Origin of the sequence: Anaerolinea thermophila UNI-1 (genome assembly GCF_000199675.1) — a bacterium.
Lineage (GTDB): Bacteria > Chloroflexota > Anaerolineae > Anaerolineales > Anaerolineaceae > Anaerolinea > Anaerolinea thermophila.
The window spans coordinates 1814181-1834063 of sequence record NC_014960.1; the positions used below are offsets into that span (position 1 = coordinate 1814181).

Sequence of the window (19883 nt, forward strand, 5' to 3'; positions counted from 1 at the left end):
TTTTCTTCTCCCTACCGGTAGAGTAAATCAGTTTACTCACAGATAAGGCTCACCGGTAGGTGAGCCTTATTTTTATTCATCCGCAAAAGCGCTGAAAAACCAGAAACGCCAAAGGAGATTCCAGCCATGAAAAATATACGCACAGATCTTTCCATTCCCTACGAAGATGGAGAAGAACGCGACTCTTGTGCAATTTATATGAGCGCCAGAAAACATGGACAGAGCACTTTTGGTACACTCAAACGAGCCTTAGGGGCCTTAATCAGTATGGGACATCGCACGGGGTTCGTCAATGGCGAAGGAGACGGCGCTGGCGTACAAACAGATATTCCCCGTCGGCTGTGGGCGAAGAAACTCAGTCAGGCAGGAATGCCTTCGTATTTAGCCACTCATCCTGGATTCTGGGTCGGGCATTTGTTCATCCCCTATCACCTAAAGATGGACACTATTAAAGAGATTATCCTCGAGCGTTTCAATGAACAAGGGCTTAACCTGCTTCTCATCCAGGAAGGAAAAACCAGAAAAGAAATGCTGGGGCAGAATGCACGGCAGGCTCCTCCTCAATTCTGGCAACTCGCCGGGCATGATCATTATTCTGATTTAGATCAACGATTGTTCCGAGCACAATTGGCTCTGGAACAGGAATTTCCCATTCAATTTGCTTCGCTCAGCAGACATACTGTTGTCTACAAAATGAGAGGGTCGGTCGAAGCCCTTACCCATTATTATCCTGACCTACAGGATCACAACTACGACACTTCTATCGTCTTATGTCATGCACGCTACTCTACAAATACGGTTTCAACATTTGAAAGAGCACAACCTTTTGCCGTTCTTGGACACAACGGCGAAATCAACACCATCCAAAGGCTTCGCATTGAAGCCCAGCAAATTGGTGTAACTCTACCGAGAGATGGCTCAGATTCTCAAGACCTGGATCGTCTCCTCCACACTCTGTGTGTGGAATATGGGCTGGACCTGATTGAAGCCATGGAGATGGTTTTTCCCCCTATTCCTTATGAGGTGGAACAATTCCCTCCTGACTTGCGCGCTACTTATCAACGTATCCGCCAGTCTTTCGGTCCATATGCTCAGGGTCCCGCCGGTATTATTGCCCGCTATGGAGATACCGTAGTGGCAAGCGTAGATGCTCTGGGATTACGCCCTCTCTGGTTCGTTGAAACAGAAAAAGAATTCATCTTCAGTTCTGAAAGAGGCGCTATTCCTTTAGAAAATTGGGTGTCCGACGCCCGCGCACTGGCTCCGGGTGAAAAAATTGCCATTCGGGTTCGACGGGGAGAACCATTAAACCTGCTGACCCATGGCCAAATTCGTCAACACGTCATGATTCAAATGTTCCAACGAGAAGTGCCTCAACTCGCCAGACAATACTGGGCAGGCTGGGGACAAACCTCTTCGTCCACAAATAGTCATATGATGCTTACCAATTCAAACATTCACGTAACGGTACAAACAGCCTTTAGACATTCCCCGGAGAATATTTCTGCATCAACTTCAGATGTCCAAATAGAACCTCTTGGGTTTCCATGGAATACTCCGGTAGACTCTGTTGTCTTCGCAGCTAATGGTTGGCTCAAAGATCACTTTAACGAGGTGTCTTCGCTGATCAGCGAAAATAAAGATGACCTGGTAAGTTCACTGGGCTATGATGGACCTCTGGCGCCTTTGAGTAAAGTGAGAGTGAATCTCTCGGATTATTTCAAAGAGTCGGTGGCTGTTGTAACCAATCCTTCCATCGACCATGTCCGGGAAGTTGAAGCATTTTCCACGAGTTCTATTGTCGGTGCTTGTGCTCCTATCGGAAAAACACCCGACCCGGAAGATACCCTGATTGTGCTGGAAACACCAATTCTCACAGGTGGCGTAACATGTATTGAAGCATCCATATCCCGAAAAGTAGCCCACCAATTTGGCACATTGACCATTGAAGAACTGGTTTCAGCCTTTCAGGGTAAATTGAGCTGGCTGGTTTTGGGAGTGTACCCCCAGGAAACTGTTCAGGAAGCCCTGGAACGCCTGGCAGAACAGGCAATCGCACAAGTTCAAAACGGCATTCAGTGTCTGATTCTTGATGATGAGCAGGCCATTTCCAGGGGATTGAACTGGCTGGATCCGCATCTGGCAGTTAGCCACCTGGACAATGCACTCAGGAACGCCCCTCCATCCCCCCAGGGTAACTTAAGACGAAGAGTTGGACTTGTTGTGCGCAGTGCAGCCATTCGTACCCTTCACGATAGTGCACTTCTTTGCGGTTTAGGTGCCGATGCCATTAACGCCTATGCCATGATCTCAGCCGCAATCGAACTCGCCAAAGCATCATCGGAAGAACAGGCTGAAAATACTCTTAAGCGTCTGGTAGAAAATCTAACCAGTGGATTAGAAAAAGTAACCTCAACGATGGGATGTCATGAATTAAGAGGATACGGGAGAGTTTTCAGTTCAATAGGGCTGGCTCCCAGTGTAGCATCCGTATTTGGAGTACCCAATTATTTTGGCAACGAGTCAAAGGGGGTAACCTGGGACTATCTGAATGAAGACTCAAAACAACGCGGAGCAGAATTAAGAAGAGAACAACCTGAACCAAGAATGCCTTATCAGACGCGTATATTTCCGAAATTCTGGAAGGTGGCGCATCAATTTGCCAAAGGAGAAATCCCGTATTCTGAAATTCAGAAGGTTTACCAAACCATCAGTGCTGATTCTCCGGTCGCGCTGCGACATTTACTGGGCTTTCGTGCTTCGCCCCCCTCTGTGCTATCTCCGGAAGAGGTAGATGTTTCGGTTAACGGGTATGATTTACCTGTTGTCATTGACGCAATGTCATACGGATCTCAAGGAGAAAACTCTTTTAAGTCTTACATTCACGCCGCATCCATTCTGAATATCATATGTATCAACGGAGAGGGTGGAGAATTGCCTGAAATTTTGGGAAAATACCGCCATAACCGCGGGCAACAAGTTGCCAGCGGCAGATTTGGCGTAAACGCAGAATTCTTGAATTCCGCTTCTGTTCTGGAAATCAAAATTGGTCAGGGAGCCAAACCCGGTGAAGGGGGAATGCTTCCAGGATACAAAGTTACCCCAAAAGTAGCCCGGGCAAGGCGAACGCCCCCATTTGTCACCTTGCTATCCCCCTCAAACAACCATGATTTATATTCTATTGAAGACCTTGCTCAGTTGATTGAAGAACTGAAAATGGTAAATCCTCAGGCAAAAATATCTGTTAAAGTCCCTGTAGTGCCTGGGATTGGGGTGATTGCCGTTGGTATTGCCAAAGCAGGAGCAGACATCATCAACATTTCCGGATATGACGGAGGGACTGGAGCCGCGCGAAAACACTCTTTGCAGTATGTAGGATTGCCCACCGAAATTGGCATCATTCAGGCGCATCGTGCCCTTCTAGCCGCAGGGATTCGTCATAAAGTGGAGTTATGGGCAAACGGCGGAATGAAAACTGGCGCAGACGCGGTGAAGATGATTCTGTTAGGAGCCAATCGGGTGGGATTTGCAACCATGGCAATGGTGGCTCTGGGCTGCACCATCTGTCGTCAATGCAACCTTGGAACATGTCACGTTGGGATTGCTACGCAGATCCAGAGCCGAGAAGAAGCCCAGGAAAAAGGGCTTAAGCATTTCGTACCACTTCATTTTGAGGAAGATTATCATCGAGTCGTCCGATTATTTCAGGGGATTGGGGATGAAATCCGCACCATCACTGCCCATTTAGGAGGCGTCTGCTTGCAAGACCTGGTGGGCAGAGCCGATTTACTGGAACAGATTTACCTGAATGAAAAAATCGATCTTTCCTCAATGCTGGAGCCTTTACCCATACAGAAGAGAACTTCATCTCAGCCAGGAGTGGGGGTATTGTTGATTCGACCTCGTAATAGCCTCACCACGATATTAACAGACTTGATCCTGAAAACCGTCGCAGACCAGGAGCGAGAAGTCACTTACCAGGATTCTGTCTCTGCCATTGATCGTGCACTGGGTTCCCGACTTGCGGGAGAGATTATGCGTCATCCCGAAGTTCAGAATCAAATTGATATGATTCATCTCCGGTTTGGGCCATCTTCCCTGGCGGGAAATGGATTTGCGGCATGGAACACCGAAAAAATGGATGTTTTGATTGAAGGCGGAGCACAGGATGGGGTTGCTAAAGGCGCAAGCGGTGGACGAGTGGCAATTATGAAAGGGGTAAATCATGATGGGTTAAGAATTGACGGCAGTGTGGGAAAATCATTTGCTTACGGGGCACAGGATGGAATTCTCATTGTGCAGGGAAATGCCGACTCTCGAGCATGCGTTCGGCTATCCGGAGCCAAAGTCATTTTCGGTGGTGAAATCACCCAACCGATTCCTGAAAATGAAAATCCGGGAACATTTGCCAACTTGAAAGGCTTCGCATGTGAGTATATGACATCCGGTACTGTGATTATTATGGGAGACCCAGGTCCATACGCATTTTCTGGAATGACCGGTGGAGTAGTCTATCAGAAACTCACTCCGGAATTTGGGTTCGATGAACAAACACTCAAGAGAAGAATCGCAAAAGGCGCTCAGGTTCGTGTGGAGAAAATTACACGAGAAGACATAGATCAGATTCGCTCACTTATGGCGCACTATATAGCCGCTCTGGAACAAACTTACCAGTTCGAAACCGCCGAACGCATCCGTGCCTTCTTGCAAGATGATTTTCTTCTCATCCATCGCTTTGTGAAAATCATCCCTGCCATAAAGACATAGTATAAAAGAGGGCTGTCTGGATTAACCACCAAACAGCCCTCCTCTTTCTCATTTTATTTTTATTTTTCCAAACCAGCAACCTTTGCTACTGCTGCTGAACGGGTATGGATATTTAACTTTGAAAAGATAGATTTCAAATGGCGCTTGACCGTGTTATTAGAAATCACCAGCGCCTCCGCAATTTCGCGATTAGTCAAGCCCTGAGCAAGCAACAAAAGCACTTCCCGTTCTCGTTCGGTAAGAGAGGACAAATCATCCGATTTTCCACCCATAATCAGAGCTTCGCGAACTGTTTGCAGAAATCCTCTGCGTTCAAAAGAATGTTTTTCCAGGTAAGCAAAAATTTTCCCTCTCTTAAACATCTTGTCAATGATATTAGGAGAGGACAAGCCACTGATGACAATAATTTGAGCCCCACTGGCTCTCGCACTGGCTAACAGGCGAAATCCTTCAAGTTGCTCCAGGGCTTCTCCTTTCAAGAGTCTTGGATTTTCAGGAAGATTTCCTGCTAGGTTTAAGTCCAGAATTACAAGGGAGAAATGCTCCCGACGAAGGATACCTTGAGCATCTCCATAGCCAGTACAAACCCGGACAGAATAACCTGCATCTAGCAAAATCTCTTCCAGTAAATCTCGCCACCCTGCATCATCTTCAATCACCAGAATATTTGGTGAAATCGGGCTCTGTTCCGTTTTCGAGCGCCGGCTATCAAATTTCGTGGCAGAGAGTTGTTCGGTAATTGTGATTTGCTCAAACAATTTCGCAATAAGAGACCGAAACTCTGAACGTCTAAACACTTCTTTCCGTAAGCAGGTATATCCTCCTAAGTCTTTGATAACACTCACAGCGATTTCCACAGTGGCATAGCCACTTAATAAAATCGTAGCGCAATCTGGATACTGTCGGTGAATTTGTTCTAAAACTTTGAGTCCGTCCTGATTACGATGATCATAAGTATCCAGAGATAGATCCACTATTGCCAAATGATAAGGTTTCTTAAGCAAATCATTTGCCTGTACAAGGTTTATTGCACAGTCAACATGATACCCAACCTCTTCCAAAATTTCCGAAAGAAGTTCCAGCCAGGAAGGATCATCGTCCACAACCAATGCTCGAAGCGAAACTTTCATAAGGGTCTCCTCCGCAAGGGGAATTTCAACCGGAAGGCTGTACCGTTTATACCATCGCTTTCTACCTCAATGTTTCCACCCAAGCGAATCATCAGGGCTTTCACCCAGTACAAACCAAACCCCAATTTTCCCGCATGGCTGGGTGAGCCACTGGAAAAGTTCAATTCAAATATGCGCTGGTGCATTTCTGGAGGAATTCCCGGGCCAAAATCTCGAACTATTACCTCTACCCACGAAGAAGATTGAGCGCCACTGATAACAATTTTGCCTTTTCCTCCCATCGCATGGGAAGCATTCTCCAGCAAATTCGCAAACGCAAGCGCAAGATTGTATTGAGCCCCGGCAATTTCAGGCAAGTTCTGTAAATTCTCAACCTGGACTTCTATTTCCGCGCCCAGATTTGCCATCTGAATGGCTTCCTGAATACAGGATGCCAGATTTACCGGGACAATCTGGACAGGATGAAGATGAGAAAGGTTTTTTCTCACAATCCGCATGGCTTCAGTAGCGCTGCGTTCGATTTCAGCCAGGTGATTAGACAAATATCCATCTTCTGCCAGCAGGTCTTTTCGCCTGTCCTGAATGCTTTGAATACGCACAGGGATTGTGCCAATTTTATTGTTAAGTTGGTGCAGCAAGTTTGTGGCAATATCGCCCACTGCAGCAAACATCTCTGCCACAGAGCGTTGCTCCTGCGCCTGTCTCAGTTCTCGCTGATGAGAAGAGAAGAAAATTGCCATTTCTGCATAGTGAGCCAGTAAAGAAAGGACTTTTTTCTCCCATTCTTTTTCAGCCCCTTGAGAGAGAACTGGATACACAAGTAAAACCCCCCCTGCTCCATACTCGGGCAAAGATCCGATCGGTACAGCCCAGGCAAGAGAAGATACAGATTGATCCATCGCATTTAGAAAAGTCTCTGCAGGGATTAATAAAATTTCCTCATCTGAGTCAAAAAGGCAAGAATTTTCAGAAACAATGGTCTTAAGCGAAATATTCCCTTCGTTTACACCTACACGCAATATAAAACGCTGCTCTTCCAGCATCCAAATTCCGCACCCACGCGCGTCCAGCAAATCCTTTGCCAGAGATACCAGACGATTTAAGACAACCTCTTCAGATTGAGTCAACAACAATCTGGAGATTTCCTGTAATGCATCCAGCAAACGAACTTCATGAATTGCAATCACTGCATAAGTGGCAAGGGACTGCAATAAAATACGATCCTCTTCCGAAAAGGCATTCTTTCGTGGACTTTCAAGGTTCAAGACGCCTTCTAAACGTCCGCTGGACGAGATCAGAGGAACAGCCAATTCAGATTTCATACTCAAATTGGCGTCTAAAGGATAGTAGATTCTCGACCAGGGCTGAGCAGTCAGATCAGGAATGAGCACCGATTGGCGATTTTGAACCACCCAGGCACTGATACTGGGTTGATCCAGAGGTAATTCCTGAACAAAAGGATGCCCTAATCCTTCCCCAGCAAATGCCCGTGTTACCAGAACATTCCGCACAGGATCAAGCAACCGAAAAATTCCATATTGAGCATTGGTTACCTCTAACGCCATTTGTAAAATGGCTTCGAGTGTCTCTTCCAATCTCAATCGGGATGAAATAATCATGCTGGCACGCTGCAAACGCGCCATTTGTTCTTCCTTCCGTGCCAGGTCTCGAGAGACATTTGCCAGATGACGAGCCTGATATAACGCCATTGCCGCCTGGTTAGTAAAATTTTCGAGCATTAAAAGTTCCAAACGGGTAAAGCATCGTTCCTCTTTCAAGTACACATACAACACTCCGACAGGCTCATTCGCGACAATTAAGGGAAAACATACCAGCGTAAGTGCACCTTGTTGTTTCTTCACGGGGTCTATTTCCAAATCTGCTTCTTCATATGAGAGTATCGGACGTTTTTGCTCAATCGCTCGAAACCCAAATCCCTTTTGTCGCGGTCTTTCCCCCGCCAACCCTTGAACAAATTCGCCTGCAGATACTCTCGATTGAGGATCAAAACTTTTCTTCGCCGCATCGTAGGTAAAGATAACCGCTGCAGAACCAGGCACTACTTTTATGGCGCTTTCCACAATCTGTTGCAATACGACATGCTCGTTCTCGCCCGCCTCGGCACCAATCTGATTAATAGCTCTTCCAATACGATTCAGATTCTCTAAAACACCAAGAAGTTTTCCAGACATTGTTTCTCACTTACTTCAAAAACCTTTTGATCCAGAATCATACCCTTTATTTTACGAGAAGTATTCCTTCCACAATGACCCATTTGGGTACTCCCGATAATTATCCTGGCAAGCAAACTGTTCTAACTGATAAAGCCTGCTTTTCATTTCGAGGCTTTGTTAATAAAACACAAATATAAAGTTTTGGATAGCCAACAAACATCGGAATAAAAAATCTTCTGCAAATTATGTCTGACAATATGGATGGACTTGCACTTTTTTTTATCCTGGCAGATAATTCAGGTAGTTTCCACCCTAAGAGAAAGGAAAACAATCACATGACACTCCGAAAGCCTGTAACCCCTACCCCCCTCAAGCGAGTCTCCCCTGTTCCAACAGATATTGAAATTGCTCAAGCCGCTACTCTAAAACCGATTGCACAACTTGCCGAAGAAATCGGGATCCTGCCTGAAGAACTGGAACTCTACGGCCCCTACAAAGCCAAGGTAAAACTCTCCATTCTTGAACGGCTCAAAGACGTTCCTAACGGACAGTATATTGATGTAACTGCTATTACGCCTACTCCACTAGGGGAAGGAAAAACCACCACCACGGTGGGATTGAGTCAAGCCTTAGGGGCACATTTGGGATACAGTGTATTTACATGTATTCGACAACCCAGTCAGGGCCCAACCTTTGGTATTAAGGGCGGGGCTGCTGGTGGTGGATACAGTCAAGTCATCCCCATGGAAGAATTCAATCTCCACCTGACCGGAGATATTCATGCCATCACAGCCGCAAATAATCTGCTTGCTGCAGCCATTGATGCAAGGATTCTTCACGAGGCTGGAGCCACAGACGAACAGTTATTTAACAGACTGTGCCCACCCGATAAAAACGGGAAACGGCGATTCGCCCCCGGTTTGCTTGGAAGGTTAAGAAAATTAGGTATTGATAAAACAGATCCAAATGAATTAACTCCTGAAGAACGCTCGAAACTGGTTCGTTTGGATATCGATCCGACAACGATCACATGGAGACGAGTACTTGATACGAGCGACCGTTTCCTCCGCGGAATTGTCATCGGAAAAGGTCCCGAAGAAGCCGGGTTTGAAAGAGAAACTGGTTTTGACATCACCGTTGCCAGTGAGTTAATGGCAATTCTTGCACTGACAACCAGCCTCAGAGACATGCGCGAACGAATCGGGCGCATGGTAGTAGCAGTCAGCCGAAGCGGAGAGCCCATTACTGCTGAGGACCTGGGTGTAGCAGGGGCTCTTACCGTGTTAATGAAAGATACGATTAAACCAAATCTAATGCAAACGCTGGAAGGAACGCCTGTATTCGTCCACGCAGGTCCTTTTGCAAATATTGCCCATGGCAACTCTTCAATCATTGCGGATCAAATTGCCCTCAAGTTGGCAGACTTTGTAGTAACAGAATCCGGGTTTGGCTCTGATATCGGCATGGAGAAATTTTTTGACATCAAATGCCGTTATTCTGGATTGCTTCCCAGTGTGGTTGTTCTGGTTGCCACCGTTCGGGCTTTGAAAATGCACGGTGGAGGGCCCAAAGTAGTGGCTGGAAAACCTCTGGATCCCGCTTATACGGATGAAAATCTCCCCTTGCTTAAAGAAGGCTTAGCCAACCTGATTCATCACATTCATATTGTGCGCAAGTTTGGCATTCCTGTAGTTGTAGCCATTAACCGTTTCCACACCGATACTCCTGCGGAGTTGGAATTAATTCGAGACGCAGCCATTCAAGCCGGAGCAGAAGACGCAGTGGTATCTCGTCATTGGGAACTCGGCGGTGAAGGAGCGATAGAACTGGCAGAAGCCGTGGTACGTGCCTCTCAAAAACCGAGAAAATTCCAATTCTTATACCCGCTGGAGATGTCGATTAAGGAAAAAATCGAGACCATTGCACGCGAAATTTATGGCGCAGATGGAGTAGATTACTCTCCAGAAGCAGAAAAACAGATTGAAGAATATACCCGAATGGGATTTGATCATCTGCCTATTTGTGTGGCAAAAACTCATCTCAGCCTGAGTGCCGATCCGAATCTGAAAGGCGTCCCCAAAGGTTTCCGCTTACCTGTGCGTGAAATTCGCGCATCTGTTGGCGCTGGCTTCCTGTACCCACTAATTGGAAAGATGAGCACTATGCCCGGATTACCCACACGGCCAGCCTTCTTTGAAATTGATATCGATCCAGAAACGGAGAAAATCATCGGTCTGTCATAGCCTTTTCAGTAATCCTGAAACCAGAGGTGCTCTGCACCTCTGGTTTGTTTTTAAGTGAAAGACTTTTGCAACGCACACGACAAAAACACGTAGATAATGGTAAGCATACTGATAATATTTTATTGAGGAGCAAAAAATGGAGGAGCGACCCGGCTGCCTGTTCGGTTTACTCAAACTCACTATTCTAAAGTGGGCTTATGACTTTCTTCAACAAACTTTTGGATGGAAAAGTGGCTCCTGCATGGGATGTGGGTGCGGTTTCATCATCTTTCTTATCTTTATAATTCTTGTAATATCTATTATTTTCTCTACAGACTGGTTTAAACTGGTAAACGCATTCTGGGTGATATAACGTATAAAACGGGAGAGGCTGCTAGGGGTTATCCTGCAGCCTCTCCGTGGATTCCCATGCAATTATCCTTCCCCCTTGCTTTCAGGTGGTTTACTGTTCAACCCCTTCCCCAACTCCAGAGAACGCTCATACGCTGCCCATATGGCTCGGGAAAGAGCCGTACGGAACCCGGCTTTTTCCAGGTAATATAATGCTTCAGCGGAAGTGCCACCAGGCGAGGTAACTTGATTCCTCAATTGTGCAGGATGAATACCTATCTTCTTGTAATAAAGGACTGAACCCAAAATGGTTTGCGTCACCAGTTGCTCCGCTGTTTTGCGGGCAAACCCCATATGTACGCCAGCATCAATCAAGGCTTCCATGAAAAGGAAAACATACGCAGGGCCTGTACCGGATAAAGCCGTTGCCATATCCAGATGAGATTCTTCCTCTTCGTAAATTTCCGCCCCCAGTGCAGTGAGAACCTGCCTTGCCAGTTCCATTTGTTCCGGGGTAACGGATGGAGAAGCCGTCCACACCGTGATGCCTTCTCCGATTTGCGCCGGTGTATTGGGCATGGCGCGGACAATTGCGGTATGGGCTAATCCTTCGCTCAACGTTTGAATAGATGCACCCGCCACAATCGAAAGCACAAGTGCTTGAGCGGGAATGTGCCCTTTTAATCCTCTCATGACTTTCTTGAGAATTTGAGGCTTAACGGCCATAATAACCAGGTCTGCTTGTTGCACGGCCTGCACATTATCCGTCAGTGGGACAATCCCGTATTTGGCTTTCAGCTCTTCACCACGTTCTACAATGGGACCTGACGCAAAAATAAACTCAGGCAGGGTAATTTGCTTGCTTAATAATCCTACAATGATAGCCTCCCCCATCGCCCCGGGGCCAATTAAGGTAATTTTTGGATTCATAATTCTTCTCCTCTCTTCTGATAAGTCCATCGGGCGAATAACGCAGTTGCCAGTAACCTTCCTCTTGGATTGCTTTCTTTGAGCGCCACCTCTCCCACCTCAATATGTCCACCTTTTCCCTTAAGCATATCCTCAATCGCATAATACATGGTGATCGGTGAGGCTTTTACGGCATAGGCGGTTAAAACCACAAAACAGGGTTGAGGGCTCAATACCGCCTGACACACCTGTAACAATTCCGGAAGCAATTTATAAAATTCCCAAACCTCCCCTTTTGGGCCTCTACCAAACTTTGGCGGATCAAGAATCATACCCTCGTAAGTCACTCCCCGGCGAGCCTCTCGCTGTACAAATTTCAGAGCATCGTCGATCAACCAGCGCACAGGTTTATTTTCCAACCCAGAAAGGATTTGATTCTCTCTTGCCCAGGTGATTGCTTTACGGGAGGCATCCACATGCGTCACACTGGCGCCAATGCTTGCAGCAGCGAGTGTGGACAAACCGGTATAGCCGAATAAATTCAACACTCGTACAGGTTTGGCAAAGGCCTTGATCTGCTCTTGAATCCAATCCCATTGCACCGCCTGTTCAGGGAATACCCCTAGATGTTTCGAACCACCCATCTGGAGCCAAAACCTAAGATCTTTGTAGTGGATTTGCCAGCGCTCAGGAATTGGCTTAATTTTCTCCCAGTGACCGCCATTTTCTTCAGGGGCAGGGATATAACGGGCGTGAATTGCCTTCCATTCCCTTTCAGGTAAAGCCGGAGCCCAAATCGCTTCTGCATCGGGGCGAATAACTCGAAAAACCCCAAAACGTTCCAGACGATATCCATTTCCGCAATCGAGAAGTTCATACTCACTCCAGGATTGGGGATAAAGCAATTGAGGTTCTAAATCCGTCTTAGCATTCATCTTGGGATGAAAGTATATCACGGTGCGTTTATAATCAATAAAAATTTCACATACAGGATTCCACAATGAAATACGATTTCGACACCGTTATTCCTCGTCAAAATACAGATAGTGAAAAGTGGAGTTTTTACCCTAAGGATGTCCTGCCTATGTGGGTGGCAGATATGGATTTTCGCTCGCCTGAGCCCGTGATTGAAGCATTAAGGGCAAGGGTAGAGCACGGAGTCTTCGGTTACCCCAATCAAGCCACCGTTTTAAAAGATCTTCTGGTAGAAAGAATGGCTCATCGATATTCGTGGAAAATTACACCGGAAGATATCATCCTGCTTCCCGGAGTGGTACCCGGGATTAACATCGCCTGCCATGCTTTTGCACACCATAAAGGCGTAGTAGTTCAACCTCCCGTTTATGGACCTTTCCTGACAGCCCCCCAAAACGCCAAAGCCATTCGCTTGGATGCGCCACTCGTTCAGAACAATTTGGGGGAGTATGAAATCGATTGGGATATTCTCAAAACGGCATGTTCAAAGGACGCCAACCTGATGATCTTTTGCAGTCCTCACAATCCAGTGGGAAGGGTTTGGAAGCGCGAAGAACTGGAAAAAATGGGAGAACTTTGTCTGCGCCATCGGGTGGTGCTTTGTTCTGACGAGATTCACTGCGACCTGGTCTATCCGGGTCATGCTCATATTCCCATTGCTTCACTATCTCCGGAACTTGCGCACAACACCATCACCTTAATGGCACCTTCCAAGACCTTCAACCTCCCCGGATTGTTTTGTTCTTTTGCCATCATTCAAAATCCACAACTAAGGGAGGAGTTTCTTAACGCCAGGCAGGGATTGGTGGGAGGAGTAAATATTATGGGAATTACAGCCTCTGTGGCTGCCTATCAGAGCGGCGAAGAATGGCTCACTCAGTTGCTGGACTATCTTCAAGGCAACCGAGATTTTCTTTACAACATCCTTCAAGCGGAATTTCCTGAACTTAAAATGAGTAAACCGGAAGGCACTTATCTAGCATGGATTGATTGCAGAAACTTACCTGAAACGTTTTCCAACCCTAGTAAGTTTTTCCTCGAAAAAGCTAAAGTTGGTGTGGTAGATGGCAAGTGGTTTGGTAAAGAAGGGGAAGGATTTGTGCGGCTAAACTTCGGATGCCCAAGGAGCATACTCAATGAGGCTCTCGAACGAATGAAACTGGCGCTTTCATCATGAAAACCAAATCTCTCTGGTCAATTCTGGCTATCTTGCTGGGGATCGTCATTTCTTGCCTGTGTATTACTCCCTTTCTCCTGGGATCCATCGGTTCTCTACTGGTAATCAGCACTCCCCTGCAACCCGCCGACGCCATTGTAGTCCTGAGCGGTGGCAGAGACTTACAACGTCTTGAAAAGGCAGTGAATCTGATGAAAGAGGGACAGGCTGGTTACCTGATCTTGACAAAAACTGAGGACATCACAGAAAGTGGACGGCAAACCGCAGATTACCTGGCCAGCGAAGCACACCAACGCGGTATACCTGTTCCAAAAATTGTTATTACTCAAAAAACGTCCAAAAATACAGAGCAAGAAGCCATCGCCACTCTGGAAATTTTGAGAGAGAGGGGATGGAAAACACTGATTGTTGTCACTGACCCATACCATACCCTGAGAAGCCGTATCATCTTCCGTGAGGTCATGAGAAAAGACTCTATCAAGGTATATACAGTGCCATCGAAGAAGCCCGATGTTCCTTCATGGCTCTGGTACATAGACGGAAATTCCAGGAGGGCTGTATGGAGAGAGATTCTGTCATTGTTGGCGTATCTTCTCTACAAATAAAAAACGCCGTTCCATCTAATGAAACGGCGCGTCTTATTTCCTTTACAGAAACCCTAACTCAACGGAACAACCTGGGCTGCCTGAAGCCCTTTGGGGCCCTGCTCAATCTCAAACTCAACCTTTTGACCTTCTTTCAGGGTGCGGTATCCTTCCATCTGAATGGCTGAGAAATGTACAAAGACATCGTCCCCAGCGTTATCATCGCGACCAATGAAACCATAGCCTTTAGTAGCGTTGAACCACTTTACGGTTCCAGTATAACGAACAGACATGAAACACACTCCATAAAAATTGAATTCGATGACGCTTTCTCGCCAACAACCCCCGAGCCTGCCAGGGCTGCGCGATGGTCAGGCGAATTCCCGGCGTCTTACAGTGAGCGCAAGGTTATCATGTTCCCCGAATGATGTCAAGAGAAGGTATCCGGCTCAATTAAGGATCAAGTTCTTCTTTAATCGCTTCCATGTAATCCATCAAGCCCTGGTTTTGCATTATAATCAGAAAAATTAAACCGGGAAGGAGGCACAGGTTCAGAAAAGATTTCTATATTGCCGTTAGAGGGATGTATAAGCGCATGGATCTATCCAGGGGGGTAGAGGATAGATTGACGAGGAAGAAGGTTCTCCATCGCGAGATGGAGTTAACCGGTCCAAGTGCCGGGAAAATCGAGAGATCAGCGGAAGCCTTCCAGGAAACATTCCTGACATCCCTAAATTTCCACAATAGCCAATGCGGCTTTCGTAAAATACGAGAGCATGCCTGTTATATTGATGCATTCACAACCGGAGGTTTTTGATGTGTGGAATCGTAGGTTATATCGGTGAGCAAGATGCCACACCGATCATTCTGAATGGATTAAAACGCTTGGAATACCGCGGATACGACTCCGCAGGGTTGGCAGTTATGCAGGACGGGAAAATCGAAATCCGTCGGGAAGCCGGCAAACTGTCAAAACTGGCATCCCTGATCGAGAATCAGCCTGTGTCCGGGAAAATGGGTATTGGGCATACTCGATGGGCAACCCATGGAGAGCCGTCTGCCCGCAATGCACATCCTCATTTGAGTTCCAATGGAGATTTTGTCGTTGTGCATAATGGGATTGTGGAGAATTTTCTGGAATTGAAAGAAGAACTCTCAGCAGAAGGGGTGATCTTCCGCTCAGACACCGATACGGAAACCATTGTTCATCTGGTTGAACGCTATTACTCAAGTTCTTCAGGATTGGTTGAGGCTTCGCGCAAAGCCCTCAAGCAACTAAAGGGAGCCCATGGCATTGTGATTATGTCTTCCAGGGAGCCGGATAAAATCATTGCCGCACGCATTGGGAACGCTGGTGGAGTGGTCATTGGTTTTGGCGACAGTGAAATGTTCATTGCCTCAGATATTCCCGCTATTCTGGAACATACTCGACGGGTAATTTTTCTGGAGTCCGGACAGATGGCAATCGTGACCCAACACAATGTCCAGGTTCAAACCCTCAATGGAGAAACCATCTTGCCGCAAATTCATACTATCTCGTGGGATCCTGTAGCAGCAGAAAAAGGCGAATACCGTCACTTCATGCAAAAGGAAATCCACGAACAAGTACGCTCACTCACAGATACCTTAGCAGGTAGAGTAGATTTTGACGAAGGGCGCATTCATCTTGACACACTCAACCTCACTGCCGAGAAAGCCAGAAAGATTGAAAAAATCATTGTTACCGCATGCGGGACAGCGGCACACGCCGGGATGGTGGGAAAAGTGCTGATTGAACGCATTGCTAAAATCCCTGTGGAAGTGGATATTGCCTCGGAATTTCGCTATCGTGATCCTCTGGTCAATCCTAACACGGTAGTTTTAGCCATCAGCCAATCCGGCGAAACGGCCGATACTCTTGCAGCCATGGAGGAAGCACGTAAGAAAGGAGCCATGCTCTGGTCCATTGTCAATGCCATTGGCTCTCAAGCCATGCGCCTGGCAGATGGATGTATTTCCATGCAAGTAGGGCCCGAAATCGGCGTAGCCTCAACAAAAGCGTTCACGGCGCCTCTGGTAGATCTCTACATGCTGGCTGTTCTGCTGGGCGACCTTCGTGGTGAATTATCTGCTACGGAGCGAAAACGTCTGGTAGCCGATTTATCTTTGATTCCCGACCTGGCGGGGAAATGCCTGGATCGGGAAGAGGAAGTAAAGAAGGTCGCATACGCTCTGAAAGATACGCACAATGCTCTTTACCTTGGACGCGGCATCAACATGCCCATTGCCTACGAAGGGGCTCTCAAGCTCAAGGAAATCTCGTACATCCACGCAGAAGCCTACCCAGCAGGGGAAATGAAACATGGGCCGATTGCCCTGGTAGATAAAAACATGCCTGTGATTGCCATTACTCCTCGAGACCCCTGGTACGACAAAATGATCAGTCAGGTGGAGCAGGTAAAAGCCCGAGGTGGAATCGTTGTAGTTGTGGCAACCGATGGCGATGAAAAAGCCCGAGAACTGGCAGATTATGTTTTGTGGATACCTGAAACTCCCTGGCTGCTCAGTCCCGTTATTACGGTGATTCCCCTGCAAATTCTGGCATATCACATCGCTACCTTGCGTGGCTTAGATGTAGATCAACCCCGGAACCTGGCAAAATCTGTCACTGTGGAGTAGAACTTTCCAGTTTTTTCGGAGGAACGCGGTAGGCGGTAGCCAATCCGCCTACCGCTGTTTCTCTGTACAGGGAAGGCAGATCATGACCGGTTTGTTTCATCACGTGTACAACCTCGTCAAAAGATACCCGATGATTACCATCAGAATAACAGGCAAAGGTAGCACAATCCAGAGCGCGAGTTGCCGCAAAGACATTTCTCTCGATGCAGGGAATTTGCACCAGCCCATTGACGGGATCACAGGTTAAACCCAAATGATGTTCCAATCCCATTTCTGCGGCATATTCAATCTGGCGTACGGAACCGCCCATTAATTGCGCTGCCGCTGCAGCCGCCATAGCACAGGCAGTTCCAATCTCACCCTGGCAACCCACTTCTGCCCCTGAGATGGATGCGTTTTCTTTTACCAAATTCCCAATTAAACCAGCCGTTGCAATCGCTCGTAAAACCTGAGGCTCCGTTGTTGGAATGGTATCCTCAATATGCTTGATAACAGCCGGCAACACCCCACTGGACCCGCATGTGGGGGCAGTAACCACTAATCCCCCAGCAGCATTTTCCTCAGCCACTGCCAGGGCATAGGCAGGCATATAGCCTTCTTTCACCAAATAACCACCACTCAAAGAAATTTTTCGATAAAAATTCCATGCTCTTCGAGGAAGTCCCAATCCACCTGGTAAAACCCCTTCAGTGTCAATCCCGCGTTGAATGGCTTGGTGCATTACCCGATTAACTTCCCGGAGGTACTCCCATAACTCATTTCCCTCAATCTCTATGACATATTCCCAAAATGTCTTTCCATAGCGAATGCATTCCTTCATAATCTCCTGGAGCGTAGTAAGAGGATAAATATCCGGACTCTCTTCAATGGGCTCACCCTCTGCTCTTAAGGTGCCTCCTCCACTACTGTAAACTACCCATCGAGATAAAATTTCATCTCCCTTTCCAAGTGCAAACCATTCCATTCCGTTAGGGTGAAGAGGAAGTTGCTGATCCGGGCACCAAAGAAACTCAACCGGTAATGGAGATAACGCCTCTCGAATAGCTACATCTGTCAAATGTCCTTTTCCGGTTGCAGCAAGGCTGGAATACAATACTACACGAAATTTCTCCGCCGTTGGATTGCACCGTCTGAAAATCTCTGCAGCACGGCGAGGTCCCATTGTATGACTGCTGGAAGGACCGTGGCCGATTCGATAAAGTTCTCGAATGGATTTCATGATTTGCCTCTCTCAATTTTCTTATTGGATGACCTCTCTCAGCATCCAAAATCCAGAATGGTAAAATTGTACTCTGAGATTTCTGGAAAGGGATTTAGGAAAATGAGGTTATATTTCATTCGCCATGCCCAATCTGAAAACAATGCGCTTTATGAACGAACAGGCTCAGAAAACGGGCGTTCTGATGATGCCCGCTTGAGTGAACTCGGTAAGGTGCAAGCCCAACATCTTGCCGAGTTTATTATGAACGGTTTTGATCCAACCGAAAAATCGAATGGAAAAGGTTTTGCATTCACCCATATCTATTGCAGTCCAATGTATCGTGCAATTGCCACAGGAACATACATCTCACAAGCCCTAGGACAACCATTAAAGGTGTGGAAAGATTGGCATGAATGTGGGGGAATGTATCTGACAAACCCAATTACCGGGAAAAAAGAACCCCGCCCGGGTATTACACTTACCCAAGTCAGGGAATGGTTCCCAGAATTATTAACCGAAGGTTACATCAAGGAAGACGGCTGGTGGAATCGTCCGTTTGAAGAGGATGGAGAGCGCGATGTGCGTGCCAGAAGGGTTCTTAAAGAACTTCTTTCGAGACATGGAGGAACCGACGATTGTGTAGCTGTGGTAAGTCATGCAGGGTTTTATGTGCATTTTCTAACGGCGGTGATGGGATTGGAAAGTCTTCGTCCGCTTTGGTTCAGAATGCACAATGCAGGAATCAGTCGCTTTGATTTTGAAACCGAAAATACTGTTTTGGTGTTCCATAATTTCGTATCTTACTTACCACCAGACTTACGGTCTGTTTAAACCTCAACCAGTTGATAGTCATCAAGTGCCCGAAGTAAATTATCAACACGAATAATTATGGCAACATTTAGGATCCCTGACCCCGTAGAGACAACTTCTTCCCGGAGAATTTTTTGATCCACCAACACAGGAAGGTTTTGAGCCAACCCAAATGGAGATACTGCTCCAACGACATACCCTGTAACTTGGAATACTTCTTCCGGAGTAGCCATTGCAATTCTTCTCACCCTTAATACCGCCCTCAAAGATTTCCAATTAACATTGCGTCCTGCCTGCGCCAACACAAGGGCATACTTTTTTTCAGAATATCGAAAAACAAGTGAACGCACAATTTGAGATACTCTTTGTCCGCGGAAGCGGGCAATTTCATCCAGCATGGTGAGCCCATCTGGCTGAACAAAGAGGGAAAACGAAATATCTTTTTGGCGCAGGAATTCAATCGCAGGAGAAGTAAAAGTCATCGGCTACTTCGAGGGATGTTTGGGACGAATACCCATAAACACACGTCCACTCGACAGGGTGCGTAATATCAAGTCGGCAGGTTTGCCTATCTCACGGCTTAACTCTACAGGTGACATTGGGATATTTCCATTGGCTAATAAAATCCGGAATACTGCATCTACCAGAGAGGTATTTGCCGTAATGAAATTAGGCTGTTTAGCGCAATGCTGAATTAAGACGTGTTGCAATCCATCTACCGCTTGGACTTCTGCAGTTTGTGGATCCACCCAATCAATTTTCACCGTCTGATTCTGTTCAAACGCTGCCTGATGTTCCGCACATAAATACTCCCTTAGAAAAACGTTTGGATCCTGTCCTTGTTCAGCCCACCAATTAAAATCAATGCAGAAGGGAGTATCTACTGTGGGTTTAATCAGGGTGAAGCGTTTGATTTCAGACATGA

At 46.8% G+C, this 19883-nt stretch carries 14 protein-coding genes; 6 read left to right on the forward strand and 8 right to left on the reverse strand.

Annotation, left to right across the window (positions count from 1 at the left end):
- Window positions 1-126 precede the first annotated feature (126 nt).
- A complete protein-coding gene (locus ANT_RS08140; RefSeq protein ID WP_013560032.1) occupies window positions 127-4767 on the forward strand; it encodes a glutamate synthase-related protein in 4641 nt (1546 codons plus the stop codon).
- Between the two features lie 59 nt (window positions 4768-4826).
- Here the strand turns inward: ANT_RS08140 and ANT_RS08145 are convergent, their stop codons facing one another.
- Both ANT_RS08145 and ANT_RS08150 read right to left on the reverse strand, forming a co-directional pair.
- Window positions 4827-5897: a response regulator transcription factor gene (locus tag ANT_RS08145; protein WP_013560033.1), complete on the reverse strand. Its 1071-nt coding sequence runs from the start codon at window positions 5895-5897 to the stop codon at window positions 4827-4829.
- The gene (locus tag ANT_RS08150; protein WP_013560034.1) at window positions 5894-8089 is read right to left on the reverse strand and encodes a sensor histidine kinase; all 2196 of its coding nucleotides are present in this window, start codon (window positions 8087-8089) and stop codon (window positions 5894-5896) included. The genes ANT_RS08145 and ANT_RS08150 overlap by 4 nt, the downstream gene beginning before the upstream one ends.
- Before the next feature lie 317 nt (window positions 8090-8406).
- Here ANT_RS08150 and ANT_RS08155 point away from each other — a divergent pair, with 317 nt between their 5' ends.
- A complete protein-coding gene (locus tag ANT_RS08155) occupies window positions 8407-10314 on the forward strand; it encodes a formate--tetrahydrofolate ligase (protein ID WP_013560035.1) in 1908 nt (635 codons plus the stop codon).
- 414 nt (window positions 10315-10728) lie between these two features.
- Here the strand turns inward: ANT_RS08155 and proC are convergent, their stop codons facing one another.
- Complete coding sequence (proC, locus tag ANT_RS08165; protein WP_013560036.1) at window positions 10729-11574, reverse strand: pyrroline-5-carboxylate reductase; 846 nt, start codon at window positions 11572-11574, stop codon at window positions 10729-10731.
- Window positions 11571-12488 (reverse strand): class I SAM-dependent methyltransferase, encoded by a 918-nt coding sequence (locus ANT_RS08170; protein WP_155818069.1) that lies wholly within the window; start codon window positions 12486-12488, stop codon window positions 11571-11573. The genes proC and ANT_RS08170 overlap by 4 nt, the downstream gene beginning before the upstream one ends.
- 65 nt (window positions 12489-12553) lie before the next feature.
- Here ANT_RS08170 and ANT_RS08175 point away from each other — a divergent pair, with 65 nt between their 5' ends.
- Together ANT_RS08175 and ANT_RS08180 are read left to right on the forward strand one after the other, a co-directional pair.
- The gene (locus ANT_RS08175; protein ID WP_013560038.1) at window positions 12554-13705 is read left to right on the forward strand and encodes a MalY/PatB family protein; all 1152 of its coding nucleotides are present in this window, start codon (window positions 12554-12556) and stop codon (window positions 13703-13705) included.
- Entirely contained in the window at window positions 13702-14310 is a 609-nt protein-coding gene (locus ANT_RS08180; protein ID WP_013560039.1) for a YdcF family protein, read from the forward strand. The genes ANT_RS08175 and ANT_RS08180 overlap by 4 nt, the downstream gene beginning before the upstream one ends.
- A 53-nt stretch (window positions 14311-14363) precedes the next feature.
- Here the strand turns inward: ANT_RS08180 and ANT_RS08185 are convergent, their stop codons facing one another.
- Window positions 14364-14582 (reverse strand): cold-shock protein, encoded by a 219-nt coding sequence (locus tag ANT_RS08185; protein WP_013560040.1) that lies wholly within the window; start codon window positions 14580-14582, stop codon window positions 14364-14366.
- A gap of 523 nt (window positions 14583-15105) precedes the next feature.
- Here ANT_RS08185 and glmS point away from each other — a divergent pair.
- Window positions 15106-16947 carry a glutamine--fructose-6-phosphate transaminase (isomerizing) gene (glmS, locus tag ANT_RS08195; RefSeq protein ID WP_013560041.1) on the forward strand — a complete coding sequence of 614 codons (1842 nt, stop codon included), beginning with the start codon at window positions 15106-15108 and terminating at the stop codon, window positions 16945-16947.
- On the opposite strand, the gene ANT_RS08200 is transcribed toward glmS, so the two are convergent.
- Window positions 16934-18166 carry an L-serine ammonia-lyase, iron-sulfur-dependent, subunit alpha gene (locus ANT_RS08200; RefSeq protein ID WP_013560042.1) on the reverse strand — a complete coding sequence of 411 codons (1233 nt, stop codon included), beginning with the start codon at window positions 18164-18166 and terminating at the stop codon, window positions 16934-16936. The genes glmS and ANT_RS08200 overlap by 14 nt on opposite strands.
- Here ANT_RS08200 and ANT_RS08205 point away from each other — a divergent pair.
- Window positions 18131-18979: a histidine phosphatase family protein gene (locus ANT_RS08205; RefSeq protein WP_231854255.1), complete on the forward strand. Its 849-nt coding sequence runs from the start codon at window positions 18131-18133 to the stop codon at window positions 18977-18979. The two genes, ANT_RS08200 and ANT_RS08205, sit on opposite strands and share 36 nt — an antisense overlap.
- Here ANT_RS08205 and ANT_RS08210 read toward each other — a convergent pair.
- Together ANT_RS08210 and ANT_RS08215 are read right to left on the reverse strand one after the other, a co-directional pair.
- On the reverse strand, window positions 18976-19440 hold the full coding sequence (locus ANT_RS08210) for an aminoacyl-tRNA deacylase (protein WP_013560044.1): 465 nt from the start codon (window positions 19438-19440) through the stop codon (window positions 18976-18978). The genes ANT_RS08205 and ANT_RS08210 overlap by 4 nt on opposite strands.
- 3 nt (window positions 19441-19443) lie before the next feature.
- Window positions 19444-19881, reverse strand: coding sequence for a hypothetical protein (locus ANT_RS08215; RefSeq protein ID WP_013560045.1), 438 nt, complete (start codon window positions 19879-19881; stop codon window positions 19444-19446).
- Window positions 19882-19883: the final 2 nt, after the last annotated feature.

Coding starts and splice junctions, on each gene's coding strand:
- ANT_RS08140 (WP_013560032.1), top strand. CDS start 127: ATGAAAAATATACGCACAGATCTTTCCATTCCCTACGAAGATGGAGAA.
- ANT_RS08145 (WP_013560033.1), bottom strand. CDS start 5,897: ATGAAAGTTTCGCTTCGAGCATTGGTTGTGGACGATGATCCTTCCTGG.
- ANT_RS08150 (WP_013560034.1), bottom strand. CDS start 8,089: ATGTCTGGAAAACTTCTTGGTGTTTTAGAGAATCTGAATCGTATTGGA.
- ANT_RS08155 (WP_013560035.1), top strand. CDS start 8,407: ATGACACTCCGAAAGCCTGTAACCCCTACCCCCCTCAAGCGAGTCTCC.
- proC (WP_013560036.1), bottom strand. CDS start 11,574: ATGAATCCAAAAATTACCTTAATTGGCCCCGGGGCGATGGGGGAGGCT.
- ANT_RS08170 (WP_155818069.1), bottom strand. CDS start 12,488: ATGAATGCTAAGACGGATTTAGAACCTCAATTGCTTTATCCCCAATCC.
- ANT_RS08175 (WP_013560038.1), top strand. CDS start 12,554: ATGAAATACGATTTCGACACCGTTATTCCTCGTCAAAATACAGATAGT.
- ANT_RS08180 (WP_013560039.1), top strand. CDS start 13,702: ATGAAAACCAAATCTCTCTGGTCAATTCTGGCTATCTTGCTGGGGATC.
- ANT_RS08185 (WP_013560040.1), bottom strand. CDS start 14,582: ATGTCTGTTCGTTATACTGGAACCGTAAAGTGGTTCAACGCTACTAAA.
- glmS (WP_013560041.1), top strand. CDS start 15,106: ATGTGTGGAATCGTAGGTTATATCGGTGAGCAAGATGCCACACCGATC.
- ANT_RS08200 (WP_013560042.1), bottom strand. CDS start 18,166: ATGAAATCCATTCGAGAACTTTATCGAATCGGCCACGGTCCTTCCAGC.
- ANT_RS08210 (WP_013560044.1), bottom strand. CDS start 19,440: ATGACTTTTACTTCTCCTGCGATTGAATTCCTGCGCCAAAAAGATATT.
- ANT_RS08215 (WP_013560045.1), bottom strand. CDS start 19,881: ATGTCTGAAATCAAACGCTTCACCCTGATTAAACCCACAGTAGATACT.